The sequence below is a fragment of the Amycolatopsis alba DSM 44262 genome, from assembly GCF_000384215.1.
Taxonomy (GTDB): domain Bacteria; phylum Actinomycetota; class Actinomycetes; order Mycobacteriales; family Pseudonocardiaceae; genus Amycolatopsis; species Amycolatopsis alba.
The window spans coordinates 5,291,571-5,307,753 of record NZ_KB913032.1; the positions used below are offsets into that span (position 1 = coordinate 5,291,571).

General features: G+C 69.3%; 16 protein-coding genes and 1 pseudogene. 7 read left to right on the top strand and 10 right to left on the bottom strand.

The genetic code is table 11. The features are described 5' to 3' along the window. Positions 1–167: 167 nt before the first annotated feature. The gene (locus AMYAL_RS47815; protein ID WP_020634048.1) at positions 168–566 is read left to right on the top strand and encodes a hypothetical protein; all 399 of its coding nucleotides are present in this window, start codon (positions 168–170) and stop codon (positions 564–566) included. Positions 567–605: 39 nt separating this feature from the next. Here the strand turns inward: AMYAL_RS47815 and AMYAL_RS0125260 are convergent, their stop codons facing one another. Beyond that, positions 606–2,165 carry an outer membrane protein assembly factor BamB family protein gene (locus AMYAL_RS0125260; RefSeq protein ID WP_020634049.1) on the bottom strand — a complete coding sequence of 520 codons (1,560 nt, stop codon included), beginning with the start codon at positions 2,163–2,165 and terminating at the stop codon, positions 606–608. Positions 2,166–2,243: 78 nt separating this feature from the next. Continuing rightward, on the bottom strand, positions 2,244–2,927 hold the full coding sequence (locus tag AMYAL_RS0125265; RefSeq protein ID WP_020634050.1) for a helix-turn-helix domain-containing protein: 684 nt from the start codon (positions 2,925–2,927) through the stop codon (positions 2,244–2,246). Positions 2,928–3,071: 144 nt separating this feature from the next. Between AMYAL_RS0125265 and AMYAL_RS0125270 the strand changes: the two genes are divergently transcribed. Beyond that, on the top strand, positions 3,072–3,887 hold the full coding sequence (locus AMYAL_RS0125270) for an oxidoreductase (protein ID WP_020634051.1): 816 nt from the start codon (positions 3,072–3,074) through the stop codon (positions 3,885–3,887). Here the strand turns inward: AMYAL_RS0125270 and AMYAL_RS0125275 are convergent. Beyond that, positions 3,884–4,105 (bottom strand): hypothetical protein, encoded by a 222-nt coding sequence (locus tag AMYAL_RS0125275; RefSeq protein WP_245193037.1) that lies wholly within the window; start codon positions 4,103–4,105, stop codon positions 3,884–3,886. The genes AMYAL_RS0125270 and AMYAL_RS0125275 overlap by 4 nt on opposite strands. Before the next feature lie 41 nt (positions 4,106–4,146). Next, a complete protein-coding gene (locus AMYAL_RS0125280) occupies positions 4,147–4,764 on the bottom strand; it encodes a TetR/AcrR family transcriptional regulator (RefSeq protein ID WP_020634053.1) in 618 nt (205 codons plus the stop codon). 68 nt (positions 4,765–4,832) lie between these two features. Between AMYAL_RS0125280 and AMYAL_RS0125285 the strand changes: the two genes are divergently transcribed. The 4 genes from AMYAL_RS0125285 (at position 4,833) to AMYAL_RS0125300 (ending at position 7,771) form a co-directional block, all read left to right on the top strand. Beyond that, entirely contained in the window at positions 4,833–5,474 is a 642-nt protein-coding gene (locus AMYAL_RS0125285; RefSeq protein ID WP_020634054.1) for an MSMEG_1061 family FMN-dependent PPOX-type flavoprotein, read from the top strand. A gap of 13 nt (positions 5,475–5,487) precedes the next feature. Then, entirely contained in the window at positions 5,488–6,384 is an 897-nt protein-coding gene (locus tag AMYAL_RS0125290; protein ID WP_020634055.1) for a PDR/VanB family oxidoreductase, read from the top strand. A gap of 46 nt (positions 6,385–6,430) precedes the next feature. After that, entirely contained in the window at positions 6,431–7,387 is a 957-nt protein-coding gene (locus tag AMYAL_RS0125295; RefSeq protein WP_020634056.1) for an alpha/beta hydrolase, read from the top strand. 87 nt (positions 7,388–7,474) lie between these two features. Continuing rightward, positions 7,475–7,771 (top strand): DUF1540 domain-containing protein, encoded by a 297-nt coding sequence (locus AMYAL_RS0125300; protein WP_020634057.1) that lies wholly within the window; start codon positions 7,475–7,477, stop codon positions 7,769–7,771. Positions 7,772–7,969: 198 nt separating this feature from the next. On the opposite strand, the gene AMYAL_RS0125305 is transcribed toward AMYAL_RS0125300, so the two are convergent. The 4 genes from AMYAL_RS0125305 to AMYAL_RS0125320 form a co-directional block, all read right to left on the bottom strand. Continuing rightward, entirely contained in the window at positions 7,970–8,635 is a 666-nt protein-coding gene (locus AMYAL_RS0125305; RefSeq protein ID WP_020634058.1) for an FG-GAP repeat domain-containing protein, read from the bottom strand. A 164-nt stretch (positions 8,636–8,799) separates the two neighbouring features. Then, positions 8,800–10,980, bottom strand: a complete 2,181-nt coding sequence (locus AMYAL_RS0125310) for an RICIN domain-containing protein (RefSeq protein WP_020634059.1) — start codon at positions 10,978–10,980, stop codon at positions 8,800–8,802. 158 nt (positions 10,981–11,138) lie between these two features. After that, positions 11,139–12,017, bottom strand: a complete 879-nt coding sequence (locus AMYAL_RS0125315; protein ID WP_020634060.1) for a helix-turn-helix domain-containing protein — start codon at positions 12,015–12,017, stop codon at positions 11,139–11,141. An 18-nt stretch (positions 12,018–12,035) separates the two neighbouring features. Continuing rightward, a complete protein-coding gene (locus AMYAL_RS0125320) occupies positions 12,036–13,850 on the bottom strand; it encodes a glycoside hydrolase family 15 protein (RefSeq protein WP_020634061.1) in 1,815 nt (604 codons plus the stop codon). 141 nt (positions 13,851–13,991) lie between these two features. Here AMYAL_RS0125320 and AMYAL_RS0125325 point away from each other — a divergent pair, with 141 nt between their 5' ends. Beyond that, positions 13,992–15,308, top strand: coding sequence for an MFS transporter (locus AMYAL_RS0125325; RefSeq protein WP_020634062.1), 1,317 nt, complete (start codon positions 13,992–13,994; stop codon positions 15,306–15,308). A 90-nt stretch (positions 15,309–15,398) separates the two neighbouring features. Here AMYAL_RS0125325 and AMYAL_RS50390 read toward each other — a convergent pair. Then, a pseudogene (locus tag AMYAL_RS50390) lies at positions 15,399–15,638 on the bottom strand (potassium channel family protein); the annotation flags it as partial. A 167-nt stretch (positions 15,639–15,805) separates the two neighbouring features. Further along, complete coding sequence (locus AMYAL_RS0125335; protein WP_020634064.1) at positions 15,806–16,153, bottom strand: SHOCT domain-containing protein; 348 nt, start codon at positions 16,151–16,153, stop codon at positions 15,806–15,808. Positions 16,154–16,183 lie beyond the last annotated feature (30 nt).

The following is a 16,183-nucleotide window of genomic DNA, read 5'->3' on the forward strand; positions in this document are numbered from 1 at the left end:
CTCGTTTTTCTCACTGGAGACTCCCGAGGATTTGGTGATTTTCTTGCGCGGAATTCAGCGTAGGCAGCCGGGAATCCGGCGGCTAGCGGACTTTCCCGGTCGAACGAGGTGTTTTTCGCGAGGGCGGGTGGACTCGGCCGCCCGCCCTTCACCGTAAAGTCGTCCTCGTGGACGACCTCATCGCGGACCTGGACACGAGCACGTTCATGCCGGTCGAGGGATTCGCCGTGCGCTTGTTCCCGCGGGGAAGCGGGATGGGAGACGGGCTGCGGTTCATCGACGGCGAGGACACGGTGCTCGCCGAATTCTCCTGGTGGGACAACGTGGAAGTGACTTTGCGGGACTGGACGCTCGACGACGTCCCGCTGGGCACCTCGCAGGAGCCGTTCCGGGAAAGCGACCAATGCTGGTTCTTGCTGATCTGGCGCGAGGGCGAGGACGTGCTGATCGCCGAGTCCGACGATCCCGGGGAACCGGTGTTCGAACGGCGGTCCCGAGTGCCCGCTTCGGCCTACCTCGACGCTTGGAAGGCCGCCTTGCGCGAGGCTCGGCCCCCGAGTCCGTGAAGGCCTCCTTCCCTACCTTGAGGGTAGGGAAGGAGGCCTTCACGGACGGGCCGCGGGGAACCCGACGACCGCGGCGTCGCCGGCGCGGGCGGCCACCAGTGCGCCGGGCGCCGGGATGAGCGCGTGGCGGCCGGAGCCGGAAAGCAGGCCGCCGGTCAGTTCGGCGGCCGGTGGCCACGAGACCGGGAGGGTGGACGACGGCGAGCCGTCGAGTTCCTGCCGGTGCACCACCATCCCGCCGCCGGGCGAGCCGCACAGGCGCAGGTAGGCCGTCGGCGTGGTGGCCTGGGCCCGCCGGTCCGGGCAGGCGGCGAGGTCGACGGCCACCCCGCCGTCGAGCGTGGCCGCGGTGGTCTTCCCGTTCTCGTCGCGTTCCGAGACGGCCACCGGGCCGAGCGTGATCCGCGTCGGCGCCTTGGGATCCATTGTGGACAGCAGGGTGCCGGTGGCGGCGTCGAGCACGACGTCGGTGTTGCTGCCGGTGGCGAGCCCGGAGTAGCGCAGTGACAGGGAAACCTTGCCGCCGCCGGGAGCGGAGTGCAGGTAGTAGTCGGCCTTCTCGTCCGACGGCCGGGCCACCGGCAGCCGGTGCTCCCAGCGCGGGGTGCCGGTGCGCTCGTCCAGGCCGAGCACGCTGAGCCGGTACTGGCACAGCAGCGGCGCGAGCACCACGTCACGGCCGCTCGCGGGCAGCGCGAACGGGGAAACGCATCCTTCCGGCGCTTTCCACGACCACAGCGGGTTTCCGCTTCGCAGGTCGAGCGCGTCGACGCGGAAATCGTTGTTCCCCAGATAGGTGAGCGACGGCAGCACGGTGGAGGTCGGCGCCAGCGGATCGGGGCCGTGCACGTCGTCGATCAGCGTCTCCTGGACGGGAACGCCGGTGAACGCGTCGAGAACCGTGAGGTGCTGGCGGTCCTTCCCGCCGTCGCGGGGAGCGAACACGGCCAGCAGCAGAAGCCCGTCCGGAGTGGGGACGAGCGCGCGCACGTGGGCGCCGGGGCGGGCGTAGGTCCAGCGCACCGCGCCCGTCGGCCCGTCGAGCGCGGTGACCTCACCAGCCGTTCCGGCGACCGCGACCCCGGCGCCCGCCGCGACCACGCCGCGCACCGGGCTGGGCGGGGTCCAGCTCCACGGCGTGGCCGTCACCCGGTCGGCGAGCGCGGGCGCGGCGACGGCCGGGGCCGTGGTGGACCGCACGGCCAGCCCCGGCACGGTCGTCACCGCGGTCACCGTTCCCGCGGCGAGCACCGCCACGAGCGGGACCGCGAACCACCACCGGACCGGTCGCGGGAGCCCCGCCGCCACCAGCGTGACGACGGCGGCGACGGCGAGCACCGCCGCCGAACTCCCCGGCGTGCCGCTGCCGAGGTCCGTGCTCAGGCAGAAGATCGCCCAGCCCGCCGCACCCGCCGCGCAGACCAGCGCGGAAACCTTCGCCCCGGTGGACTTCCCGAACGTCAGCAGGGCCGCGAGCACCGCCGCCGCGGCGACCAGTGCCAGTTCGAGATCCGGCCGGTCCGGGCGGGCCGCCCCGCCGGGGAGGAACACCGCCAGCACCGCGCAGCCCGCGGCGAGCGCCGCGACCACCGCTCCCATGTTTCCGCCCCTCGGTTTACGCCTAGTGCCATCGGATCCTGGCACGGCCGGATCCGGCGGGAGACCGTCGAAATGACGTCACCGCGGGCTCGTCCGCCGCCAGTGTTCGGCCGCTTCGCTCATGTCCCGGTGCAGATGCCGGAAGAACCGGCTGGTGGCGTCCAGCCGGGCGCCCGCCGGGCCGTCGAACAGCCCGGCGCCCCGCCGGGTGACGTCCGCCCACGCTGTCATCGCTTCGAGACTGGCTTGCCAGGCCCGGTAGCCGAACTGGTCGTCGATGACGTACCGCTGCCGCCTGCCCTCGCGTTCACGGCCGATCAAGCCGCGTTGTTCCAGCCAGCCGACGGCCTTGGACACCGACGCGGGGCTGACCTTGAGCCTGGCGGCGAGTTCGGCGGCGGTACTGCCGCCGGTGTCCCCGGTGAACAGGCAGGCCAGGACCCTGGCCATCATCGACGGGACCCCGGTCGCGGCCATCATGCCCGCGAACTCGGTCTCGAAGTCCCGCAGTGCCTCCGGGGTGCGCTCGACGGGTTCGGCGAAGCTCGGCGGACCGGGTTTGCGGCGGCGTGCCCGCCATTGGGTCGCTTGCTGCGCCTGGCCCGCCCGATAGCCGTGGGCGCCGCCGTTGCGCGCCACCTCGCGGATGACCGTCGACTTGGGGCGGTCCAGCCCGCGGGCGATGTCGGCGTAGGTGAGCCCGGCGGCCAAGCCCGAGGCGATCTGCCCGCGCTCGTCGCGGGTCAGGCGGTTTCCCGGCATCCGTCCTCCGGTCCTGGTGCATTCAGCTCCATGGTCATTGCATCGATTGTAAGCCTTTCACCTGGACAAACGGCGAATCGACGTTGCCGGACAAGGAAATCTGGTGTTTCGTGAACGGTGAGGAGATCGGGAGGTGCACACGGGATGACGACCAAGGTCTGCCTGGTCACCGGCGCTTCGTCGGGGATCGGCCACGCCACCGCACTGGAGCTGCTGCGCGCCGGGCACACGGTCTACGGCGCCGCGAGGCGCGTGGAGAAGATGGACGACCTGCGCGTGGCGGGCGGCCATCCGCTGAAGATGGACGCCAGGAGCGAAAACGATCTCCGCCGGGTGGTCGACACCGTGCTCGACGAGCAGCAGCGGATCGACGTCCTGGTCAACAACGCCGGAACCGTCCTGCACGGCGCCGTCGAGGACGTGCCGCTCGACAGCGCGCGCGACCAGCTCGAAGTCAACCTCCTCGCGCCGGCGCGGCTGGTCCAGCTCGTCCTGCCCGCCATGCGGGCGCGGCGGTCCGGCACGATCGTGAACGTCTCGTCGATCGGCGGTGAGATCGCTTTGCCGCTCGGCGCTTGGTACTACGCGTCGAAGCACGCGCTCGAAGCCTTTTCCGACACGCTTCGCATGGAGGTCGAGCCCTTCGGGATCGATGTCGTGATCATCCAGCCGGGCATCATCAAGACCGAGTTCGAGGACCAGACCTCCGCGCAGCTCAGGGAGATCTCCGGTGGCGGGGCGTACGGGAAGATGGCGGAAGCCATGGCGCGGCAAGGCGAAACGGGACTCGGCGACGGCTCCGATCCCAGCGTGGTCGTGGACGCCGTCCGCCGTGCCATCGAGTCGGACCGCCCGGAAACGCGGTACGCCGTCGGCCATCTCGCCGAGAAACTCCTCGAACTCAACAGGACACTGCCGGATCGAGAGTTCGACAAGCTGGCCACCCGCGCGACGAACTAGCTCGGCCTCCGGCGGGCGCGCGCGACGCCGATCCACAGCAGAACGGATACGACGGCACCGGGCGCCGCCGTCAGGTACACCGGCCACGCACGGAAATCCGACACCCACAGCATGGTGACCAGGCCTAACGTGATCAACGTCCACGCCAACGCGAGCGTGCCGCCTCTTCGCCGCCAGCGGGCGGCCAGGCCGCGCATCCTGTTCTCTGCTCGGATCACACCGGTGGGTACCCATTCAGCGCCTGGTCAACCCCGAAAAATCAGCCGCGAAGGTAGCCGGTGATCATCGTCACGAGTTCGTTCTCGAGCCGCGTGAGGTCGATGGAGTCCGGCGCGGCGATGAGCTGATGCACGGTCAGCTCCACGGTCGACGTGACGAGCCGGGCCGCGGTGTCCTTGTCCTGGACACGGACTTCGGGATGAGCGTCGAGCAGATCGAGCAGGTCGTCGATCATCTCCCACTTCACCCTGGTGACGCGCTCCAGCAGTTCGCCGGAGCGCGGTGCCTGCTCGATCATGATCCGCAGCAGCTGGGGATCGTCGAGGTGGTTGTCGATCACCGTGCGCACGAACGCTCTCATGATGGTTTCCAGCGGTTCGGCCGATTCCTTGTAGCGACGCAGCGTCGCGGTGCCCCGGTCGCCGTCGAGGTGACGGGTCAGCAGTTCGGCCAGGATCGAGTCCTTGTTCGGGTAGTACTGATACAGCGAGCCGATCGAGACGCGGGCCCGCTCGGCGATCCGGTTCGTCGTCCCCGCGGCGTACCCGTGCTCGGCGAAAATGTGAGCAGCGGCGGTGAGGATGCGCTGCCGGGTCAGCTCGGCCCGGACCTGACGCGGCTGTTTACGTGGCTGGATGCGGCGCTGGTCCGACGTCATGGCACTCCTGAGTGAAGCGGCGTGAAAGCGAGTAGCGGACAGACTGAACAATTGCTCATAATTGTGCCATGACCAGCAGTTATCTCGTCAATGAGACGCGTCCGCGCCGGATCTCGTACGAGGAGGTGCGCGCCCGGCTCGGGGAGCCGGAGGCGATGATCAAGGACAAGGTCCACGACCGCGTCGACCGGCACGGCCGCCGGTTCATCGCGCATGCCCCGTTCGTGGCGATGGCGACGGCCGACGCGACGGGCCTGCCCGACTGCTCACCGCGCGGCGACTATCCGGGTTTCGTCAAGGTGTTCGACGAACGCACGCTGGCGATCCCCGACCGGCCGGGCAACAAACTCGCCGACTCCTTCCGCAACCTCTCCGAGAACGACGGGATCGGGCTGATGTTCGTCGTCCCCGGCATGCGGGAAGTGTTCCGCGTCAACGGGCACGCGTACCCCACCGACGAGCCGGACGTCCTCGCCCGGATGCGCACCGAAGGCAAGGCGGCGGAACTGGCGATCATCGTGGAGGTCGCCGAGACCTTCTTCCACTGCGGACGCGCGCTGGTCCGGTCCCGGCTCTGGGATCCCGCGAGCCAGGCACTCGCGGACGAACTGCCGTCCGCAGGCGAGATCGCCACCGAGCAGATGGGCCTCGACCTCGATCCGTCGGTGCTGGAGGAGATGCTCGAAACCAGCTACCGGCAGTTGTACTGAGGAGATCACGGTGATGCAGAAGACCATTCTCGACCGCGTCGAGCCGGTCGCCGAAGGCACGGTGTCCCTCGTCCTGCGCGGCGCCGATGGCCCGCTGGCCCCCTGGGAGCCGGGCGCGCACATCGATCTGTCGCTGCCGAACTGGCTGACCCGGCAGTATTCGCTGTGCGGGGATCCGGCCGATCGCGGCAGCTACCGGGTCGCCGTCCGGTACGACCGGCTCAGCCGGGGCGGTTCGGAGTACGTCCACCTGTTCCTGCGCGAAGGCCGGACCCTCGAAGTCTCGTTGCCGCGCAACAACTTCCCTTTGCTGCCGGCGCCGGAATACCTGTTCGTCGCGGGCGGGATCGGGATCACTCCCGTCCTGCCGATGCTGGCGGCGGCGGGTGCCTCGGCGAGACTGGTTTACGTGGGCAGGTCGGTGGCCACCATGCCGTTCGCCGCCGAACTCCAGGCCGCCTACGGTGACCGCGTGCGCGTCCACGCCACGGGCGAGCACGGCAGACCGGACTTCGCCGCGCTCGCCGCCGAACTCGGCCCGGACGCGCTGGTCTACTGCTGCGGCCCCGCTTCCATGCTCGACGCGGCCGAGGCGGCGTTTCCCGCGCGGGGGCTGCACCTGGAGCGTTTCCAGCCGGTGGCCAAGGAATTCGGGCCCAATGAGCCGTTCGAGGTGAACTGTGTCCGATCAGGACGGACGGTCACGGTCGCCGCGGAGGAGTCCATGCTGGACGCTTTGAACCACGCGGGATACCGGATTCAGTCCGGTTGCCGTGAGGGGGTTTGCGGCAGTTGCGAGATCTCCGTCGTCGGAGGCGAGCCGGAGCACCGCGACGACATCGGCGCGGCAGCGGGGCGCATGTACTGCTGTGTCTCCCGAGCGACTTCGCGTCTCGACGTCGATCTCTGACCCGGTCGTATACGGATTGTCGGCGCCGGGTGGCTAGGCTCACGCGATGGTGGAGCCCGCATACGATCCCGAACTCGCCGCCGTGCTGCCCGCGCTGGCCGGACACGTCCCGGTCGGCATGACGGCGGAGCAGTTGGAGCGCTACCGGGCGATGAAGTTCCCGACCATCGAGGAGCAGATCGGCGATCGCCCGGTCACCTGGACCGATCACCCGATCCACGGGTACGGCGGCGCGGAGATCGTGGTCTCGGTCATCGCGCGCGAGGACCACCGACCCGGCGGGCCGGGGATCTATCACGTCCACGGTGGCGGAATGGTGATGGGCGACCGGTTCGCGTCCGTGCATCCGCTCGTCGAGTGGGCGATGGAGTACGACGCCGTCGCGGTCACGGTCGAATTCCGCCGTGCGCCGGAACATCCGCATCCGGTGCCGGTGGAAGACTGCTACGCCGGTCTGGACTGGATGGCCGCGCACGCGGACGAGCTGGGGTTCGATCCGGATCGGCTGATCATCTTCGGCGGGAGCGGCGGCGGTGGTCTCGCCGCCGGTGTCACGCTGATGGCGCGGGACCGGGGCGGGCCGGTGCTGTCCGGGCAGCTGCTCCAATGCCCGATGATCGACGACCGCGACGAGACCGTGTCGGCGCGGCAATACGACGGTGTCGGCGTCTGGGACCGGACCAGCAATATGACGGCGTGGACGATGGTCCTGGGGGAGCGGCGCGGCACGCCGGACGTCTCGCCTTACGCGGCCCCGGCGCGCGCGACGGACCTCAGCGGTCTGCCGCCGACGTTCATCGACGCGGGCGCTGCCGAGGTGTTCCGTGACGAGGCCGTCGCCTACGCGAGTGCGATTTGGGCCGCCGGGGGAGAAGCGGAATTGCACGTCTGGGGCGGCGCTTTCCACGGCTTCTACGATCTCGCGCCGGAATCCGCTGTCGCACGATCGTGTCTCGCCGCGCGGGAATCGTGGCTGGAACGGCTGCTCGTCAGAGGTGAATGAATTTCCCCGAATTGCCGCCCGCGAGGAGCGGTGTAACCCTGGTCATACCGAACGACACCACCACCACCACGATGTACAGGAGTCGTTATGACCACCACGGAAATGCCCGCTGTCCACGAATGCACGGTCAGCGGATGCTCCTACAACCACGACGGCTGTCACGCTTTCGCCATCACGGTGGGCGGCGGCAATGGCTCGGCCGATTGCGGAACATTCGTCCCGCTCAACACCAAAGGCGGACTCGATCGGGTGACCGCGCAGGTGGGTGCCTGCTCCCGGTCCGATTGCCGCCACAATTCGGCGCTGGAATGCACCGCATCGAGTGTCCGCGTCGGACCGGGTGAAGGTGACCACTCGGCGAATTGCCTGACCTACGCCCCGTAAACGTCGATCGGCCCTTGAGGTAGTGAGAGGCGGGTTGTGAAAGCCACTTTCGCAACCTTCAACGTTGCGAAAGTGGCTTTCGCAACGCTCCCCGCAGCGCGAGCGCCGTGACATCGGCACATAGTCCGTGAAGGCCTCCTTGCCTACCCTGAAGGTAGGGAAGGAGGCCTTCACGGACTTGCGCGTGGCCGTGCGCGGTCAGGCGCCGGGCTGGGCGCAGGTGGTGGCGTCCGCGCTCAGTACCGGGTCGGTGACCGGGCGGTGGTCGATCGCGATGGTGCTCTGCGTGGTCAGCGCGCCGTCGCGCAGGGTGTAGACGGTGCGGGTGCCGCTGTAGGTCAGCGGGTCGGCGCTGATGTCGTCCGCTTCGGCGGCGACGGTTTCGAAGGTGCGTCCGCCGCCTTCGAGCGGGGTGCACTGGTAGCCGAGGTGGGCGGCGATGCCACCGCCTTCGGCGACCGACAGCGGCTTGCTGTCGTTGTCGACGACCTGGCTGAGGTTGCGGCCGTCGTAGTGCAGGGCGGTGAAGAAGGTGGTGTTGGCGCCCACCGACTGGGTGACGATGAGTTCGGCGCGGCCGTCACCGTTGAGGTCGGTGACGCGCGGGGCCTGGACGCCGGCGTAGCTGTCGGCGCCGAGGTGGATCGAGGTGAACGTGCCGTTCACGGTCGCGGAGATGACCTGGTCGTTGTCGCCGGTGAGCTGGGCGGTGACGGTTTCGAGTTCGCCGTCTCCGTCGAGGTCCGCGACGGTGGTGACCGGGTCGGTCGACGGGGCGGCCAGCGCGGGCACGATGGCCGCGAGGCTCAGCGCGGCGGCGACGCCGGTGATGGTGGCGGTGCGGATGATGCCGGTGTGCTTCATGGTGCTCTCCCTCCACGCTTCGGTGAGCTTTTCACCGAAAGTGCTCTCACAAGGGGAGACGGTTGCGGATCATGAACGTGCACCGGGAGTGTGATGGGCCACACAGAAGCAACCGTGCGGCCCGCCACTCGAACGAGGGACGGGCCGCACGAGGAGAAAGCGGGCTACTTGATCGCCCACAACTGAAGCGCGGAGCCGGTGTCGGCCCGTTGCGTGACGGCCGCACCGTCCGAAGTGGACGCCGTGGTCAGGAGCAGCCCGGACCGGACACTGGCGATCTTGTAGGTCCCGCCGGGCTGTTTCGCCGCCGTCCAGCGCTGGTTGGGTCCGCCGGTGCACGTCCACTGGATGACCCGCGCACCCGCGGTGGTGGCTCCGCCCTCGACGTCGGCGCACAGTTTCGAGTGCGTGTTGGTCAGGGTGTAGGAACCGTCGGACTGCTTGGTGAACAGCCACTTCTGGTTGGCGCCCTGGTTCGGCGACCAGGTGACCAAGGGGGTGCCGGTGGCCGTCGACGAATCCGGGTCGTCGAGATTCTTGCCGGACGCGGTCAGGGTGTGGACGCCGTCGAGAGTGCCCGCGCCGGCGTCGGTGAACTTCAGCGTCTGCTCGGCCGCGGTCCGCCCGCCTCCGACGGTGTTCCCGCTGGTGTCGGTCCAGGAGCGGAGCGGCGTGGTCTCCGCCAGGCGCGACGTCTTGCCGGACAGGCCGAGCACGAGCCCGCTGTACCGGTTCACCAGCCGGAACGTTCCCTTGTCCACAGTGGACGGGATGATGAACCATTGCTGCCCGACCGTCGAGGACGTGGTGACCGTGGGTTTCGCGCCCCATGCCCGGCCCGCCTGCACGGCGTCGACGCCGAGGAGCTGGCCCGTGGCGGCGTTGGTGACGCGGTACGAGCCGTCGCCGTCGGCGGAGAACTGCCACGCTTCACGGTCGGAGCCGGTCGTGCCCGAGACGGACGTCGTCGCGCTTCCGTTGCCCTGCGCGAGAACCCGGCCGTCGCCGAGGCCGATGCGGTACTTGCGGGAGGTGTCCACAGGGGACGGTGTGGGGGCGGACGAGGTGATGGTCTGGGTGGTGTACTCGCCGCCCGCGTCACCGGAACACGCCACCGCGCAGTACGACCGGAACTGCTTGCCGATGATGGTCGAGTTCGTCTTGTTCGCGGCGTCGACGAACCAGCGGTACCAGGACTGGTTGGTGTAGGTCCCGGTGTCGCCGATCAGCCGCCACTTCTGCGTCGCCAGATCGTCGGTCACGTAATAGCGCTGGGGGACGACGCTGTCCACGGCCTCCGGCGCGCCGATGTAGAGCCCGAGATGCGCGTTGTAGGCGATGTTCATGATGAACAGATCAGACTTGCGCGGCAGCTGTCCCGCGGCGATCTGCTGGCTGACGTTGCCGGTGTTGGCCGGGTCGTAGTCGTCCGCGACGGGGGTATAGCCGGTGTCCGAAGAGGCGGACACCGGGACCATGTTGCTCTCGCGGCCGCCGACGCCGGGCTGGGTCCAGCCGCCGTCGAACCACTTCTGCCACGAGCCGGTCGCCATCTTGGCCGAGATCGGCGCGCGGGCGACGTGCGCCAGGCCGGTCATCGGGCCGCCCGCGCCTGCCTTCGGCACGATGCGCGAGCCGTAGTAGACGTAGAAGTACCCGGAGGCGGTGTCGACGAACAGGCGCGGGTCGCCGTCGCCGTAGTCGAACGTCTGGTTCGGGAAGGCCGCCGTGTCCCCGCGTTTCGTGCTGTAGTGCGAAGTGATCGCGTGGTCCTTGATCGACCAGGTCTTGCCCTGGTCCTTCGAGACCGCCATGTCGATCGCGTCGTAGTGCGAGAACGAGTACGCGCCGAACGGCTCCGGCGTGAACTCGTTGTGGATCAGGCCGTACCAGTCGCCGGTGTCCGGATCGACCCAGGTGCCGACGAGGTCGCAGAAGTTCCGCTGCGAATAGCCGGATCCGGCGGGCGGGTTCGTGGCTTCCTTGCCGGTGGGGCTGTTGTTGCAGCGCCAGGTCGTGTCGTCGTTGCGGTCGGCGGGGTTGGCCGGGTTCACCGCGGTGCTGATCGGGTTCTTGGTGAAACTGTCGAAATCGCGTCCGCTGAAGAACTCCCACTCGCGCGGCTGGTCGGCGCCGTAGAGCGCGGCCGCCTGCTGGAAGTAGAAGGTGCCGTCCTTGTCGACATAGCTGCTCGCCGGGGTGTCGGTGGTCGGGCTGAACGACTTCTTGGCGTCGACCGTGATGGTGTACGTCGCGTCCGGCGGCGCGGCGTCGGACGACGCCGGTACCACCGCACTCGCCGCCACGGCCAACGCCGCGGCGCCGAGAAGAGGCAGGGTCCGCATGGCTCTCTCCCAAGGGTGACCCGCACCACAGTTGGCGGGGCGGTCGCCGATGTTATGAACGTTACTGCGCGTAAGTCAACGCATTCGCTCAACTTCAAGCGTTGTTCATGCACTTAGTGCGCGGAAAGTCCAAGCGGCGCCGTACGGAAGTCCAAGGCTCAGTCGGGCACCAGCGGCGGGTCGTCGGGAGACGGGATCCGCGAACTCCAGCCACCGGGGACGGCCTGGACGCGTGACTCGCGGAAGCGGCCGGGGGAGACCCCGGCCCGGCGGGTGAAGAGCCGGCTGAAGTAGGCCGCGTCCTCGTAGCCGATCGCCTGGGCCACCTCCTGCACCGGCATCCGTGTGGTGGCGAGGAGTTCCTTCGCGCGGTTGAGGCGCAGCGTCAGCAGGTGATCTTTCAGCCCCGACTCGGTACTCCGCCGCACGGCCGCGCGCAGTTCGGGCAGTGTCATGCCGCGGCGGGCCGCGATCTCGGCGACGCTGATCGGCAGCAGCGCGTCCTGCGCCAGCGCGTCCAACAGGGAGCCGTCGCTGGGGGTGCTGTCGGCGGCCCTCCGCAGCGCCACCAGCAGATGGTGCACGGCCGCCGAGGCGTCGACCTGCGCCAGCGGGCTGCCGCCCCGCGCGCAGCGCACGATCCGGCTCACGATGTCGCGGACGACCTCGACGTCGCCCAGCGGCACCACCGGGGCCTCGGGCGTGACGTAGCCGAGCTCGACGTAGGCCTCCACGGCGCTGCCGTCGAAGTCGACGAAGCACTCTTCCCAGCCCTGGCCGGGGTCGGGCGCGTAGTGGTGCCCGACCCCAGGGACGAGCCACAGCAGTGCGGGCGCGACGACCTCCTGCCGCTGCCCGCCCGCAACGGCGAACCATCCGCGCCCCTTGGACACCACGACGGCCACGTAATGGTCGAGCACACGGGGCCCCACGACGGGCAGGGCCCCGTGCTGCAGACCGACCCCGAGGCACACCAGACCCAGCCGTCGATGCACGGCGGACGGTGTGAAGTACCGCATCCAGGTCCGGTAACCCATCCCCGCATCTTCGCGCAATCACCCCAGAGCGGCGTCGAGGGTGACCGCGGCGTCGATGAGCGCGAGGTGGGTGAAGGCCTGCGGGAAGTTGCCGAGCTGCTCGCCGCTCGGCGCGATCTCCTCCGCGTAGAGGCCGACGTGGTTGGCGTAGGTCAGCATCTTCTCGAACGCCGCCCGCGCTTCGTCCACCCTGCCGGCACGGGTCAGCGCGTCGACATAAGCGAAGCTGCACAAGGAAAAGGTGCCTTCCGAACCCGCAAGGCCGTCCGGGGACGCCGCCGGGTCGTACCGGTGGACCAGGCTGTCGGTGACCAGATCCTTCCCGATCGCGTCGAGAGTGGAAAGCCACAGCGGATCCCGCGACGGCAGGAAACCTGTGCGGGGCATCCGCAGCAGCGACGCGTCCAGCTCGTCCCCGGTGTAGTGCTGGACGAACGCCTGCCGCGTCCGGTGCCAGCCCTGGTTCAGGATCTGGTCGTAGATGCTGTCGCGCTGCCACGTCCAGTCCTCGACCGGGGCGGGACGGCCGTGCGTGCTCGCCATCCGGAGGCCGCGGTCGAAGGCGACCCAGCTCATCAGGCGGCCGTAGGTGAAGGACCGGCGCCCGCCCCTGGTCTCCCAGATGCCCTCTTCGGGCTGGTCCCAGTGTTCGCCGAGCCAGTCGAGCGCCGCGCGCACGGCGATCCAGCCGCGATGGGGCAGCTCGAAACCCGCCCTGTCGGCGGCGAAGACGCTGTCCAGCGCCTCGCCGTAGATGTCCAGCTGCAGCTGTCCCGCCGCGTCGTTGCCGATCCGGACCGGGGTCGACCCGCGATACCCGGACCAGTGCGAGAGGTCTTCTTCGCGGAGGTCCGTCGCACCGTCCACGCGGTAGAGCACGGCCAGCGGCCCGCCCTCGCCGCTGCCGCCTTCGCGGATCCGGTCGCCCAGCCAGCCGCCGAACCGGGCGGCCTCTTCGGCGAAGCCCAAGGCCAGCAGCGCGGAGACCGAGAACGACGCGTCCCGGACCCAGGTGTAGCGGTAGTCCCAGTTCCGCTCCCCGCCGAGTTCCTCCGGCAGGCCGAGGGTGGGCGCGGCGACCAGGCCGCCGGTCGGCCGGTAGGTGAGCAGCTTCAGGGTGATCGCCGACCGGGTCACGGCCTCACGCCAGCGGCCGCGGTACGTGGAGCGGACCAGCCACGAACGCCACCAGCCCACCGTGTCGTCGAACAGGTCGGTGAACTCGGCGAGCCGGATCTCGCGCGGCGGCTCCGCGGTATCCGTCTCGAGCACGACACCCCGGACCTGCCCCGCCACCAGGCCCAGCCGCAGGTGCACGTCGTTCCCTTCGAGCCGCGTCTCGGCGAGGTACTCGTCGTCGGGTTCGCGGACCGGGTGCAGCGTCAGCGACAGCTCACTCGACACGAAGACGGCGCCGTGCCCGAAGATGATCGCCTCGTGCGGACGACGGCCGTAGTCGAAGCGAGGCGCGACCACCATGTCGAAGGTGATCTTCCCGCGGACACAGCGCACCAGGCGGGCGATCCGGTGCTTGGCGGTCGCGGTGCCGTCGGCCGGTGGCATGAAATCGACCACTTCGCCGATCCCGTCCGCACCGGAGAACCGGGTGATCAGAACCGCGGTGTCCGGGTAGTACATCTGCCTGCTGGTGTACGGCCCGGCGGGATGGATGCCGAACCGGCCGCCGCGTTCGTCGTCGAGCAGCGCGCCGAAGACCGACGGCGAATCGAAGCGCGGGCTGCAGAACCAGTCGATCGACCCGCCGCTGGTGACCAATGCGGCGGTCTGCAGGTCGCCGATCAGGCCGTGCTCGGCGATCGCGGTTTCGGGCATGGCGCCTCCTCGGGGCTTGGGGGTGCGTTCGGGGATCACCGTCGTCCCGGAGGGCCGCCACTGCCTCATCCGTCAGGGGTGAGGTGGCCGGGGTGCCGGGCACGACACCGTGTGAGGCACCCGAGCAGGAAGGCCACGCCGATGATCGTGCCGCCCTTGGCCCTCGCCCAATTCGTCGCCAGCTACGCGGCGACCACGATGACCGTGGCCGTCAGCGTGATCGCCGCGGACCTCGGCACGACGGTGCTCGGCGTCCAGACGGCGATCACGCTGTTCACCCTCACCATGGCGTCGCTGATGGTGCCCGGCAGCAAACTGACCGACTTCCTCGGCCGCAAAAGATGCTTCCTCCTCGGCCTCGTCGTCTACGGCGCAGGGGCGCTGCTCGCGTCGGCCGCGCAGGGGACGGGGACGCTGATCCTGGGGTACTCCCTGTTGCAGGGCATCGGATCGGCACTGATGATCCCGCCGATCTACATCCTGGTCACCGTCACCAGTTCCGACGTCGCGACCAGGGCCCGCCGGTTCGGTGTGGTCAGTGGCGCGGGCGCGCTCGGGGCGGCCGCCGGGCCGCTCATCGGCGGGCTGGTCACGACCTTGCTGGGGTGGCGGGCATCGTTTCTCTTGCAGGTGCTCATCGTCGGCCTGGTCGTCGTGCTGGCGCTGCGGCTCGTGGAGCCGCCGGAAGTGCCCGCCCGGACCCGGTTCGACGTCGGCGGCGCGGTGCTTTCGGCGGCGGGCCTGTTCTTCGTCGTGATCGGGGTGCTCCAGATGGGCACCTGGCTCTTCTGGATGCTGCTCGTGATCGGTGCCGGGATCCTGTTCGCGTTCTCCGTGCACATCCGCGCGCGGGAACGAGCGGGCCGGGAGCCACTGGTGTCTCCTGCGCTCTTCCGCGACCGGGTCACCCGCCTCGGCCTGGTGACCCAGCACGTGCAGTGGCTCGTCCTGCAGGGCGCGTTCTTCGTGATCGCCGTTTTCCTGCAACAGGTCCGCGGCTACGACGCCATCGAAACCGGGCTGATGCTGACCCCCGCGACGGTCGGCATCCTCGGCGCGTCGGCGGCCGCGGGGCGGATGGCCCGGCGGCATTCACAGCGTCGCCTGATCCGCGGCGGTTTCGTGGTCGCCATCGCGGGACTGGTGCTCGTGCTTCTCCTGGTGCGGGCGGATTCGGGGGTGGCGAGCGCCGTGCCGGGGCTGTTCCTGCTCGGCGCCGGGGTCGGGATCATGCTGACCGCGTCGGTGAACCTGGTCCAGTCGCGCAGCCCGGACACGGCCCAGGGCGACATCTCGGGGGTCTCGCGCAGTGTGTCCAACCTGGGGTCTTCGGTGGGGACGGCGCTGGCCGGTTCCGTGCTGGCCGGGGCGGCGGGCCAGGGTTTCGCACTGGCACTCGCCACCTTGACGCTGGTCGCGCTGGGCGGGCTGATCGCCGCCGTGCTGCTCCCGCGGTGAACTGTCCGATGCGGACGAACGGCGGTGCCGGACTGCGGTCACGATCAGCCTCAGCGCGACACTCAGCACCATCAGGTCCGCCACCATCTGGATCGTCGCCAGTATCCGCGCCGTCGCCGAAACCGGTGCTATGTCACCGAAACCGACCGTGGTGAACATCGTGACCGTGAAGTACAGGGCATCGGTCCTGCTCAGCTGGGTGCCGAACGACCCCGGCCGGTCCTGGCCGAGGATGTAGTAGACGTCGGCGAACAGGAGCAGGAACAGCGGCACGATCAAGGCCAGCGCCTGGATTCCCTGCAGGGCCGGGAACGGTGAGCGGAGGATCATCCGCACCTCGCCGACGACGAGCAGGGCCACGACGGCGAGGCCACCGGCGAAGGCGGCCACGGTCCAGCCGTGCAGTCCCTGATCGACCGGGAGCAGGTAGTACAGGCACAGCAGCGCGGTGACCGTGAGCAGCGGCCGCAGTATCGCGAGGTGGAGGAACCGCGCGGTCAAGACGAGAGCGCCTTCCGTTTGAGGGCAAGGAACTCCTCCTCGTCGATGGCTCCTTGGTCATACAGTCGTTTCGCCTCGGCGATCTGTTCGACCGCGTCTCTGTCCACCGTGGAGGAAGAGCGCGAATGCCGTCCCTGGGTGCCGAGATAGAGCAGGACGCCGACGAACGGCAGCACGAACACCAGTACCGTCCAGCCAGCCTTGGCCCAGCCGGACACGGCGGGCCGTCGGTAAAGGTCGGTCAGGACGAGGAACAGCAGCCAGAACCAGGCGATCCAGCAGAAGAACACCAGCATCGTCCACATCAGCTCGGAGAACGGGTACTCCGTGCTCGCCATGGCCATGATCTCTCCTCACACCGGGTCGGTCGGGTC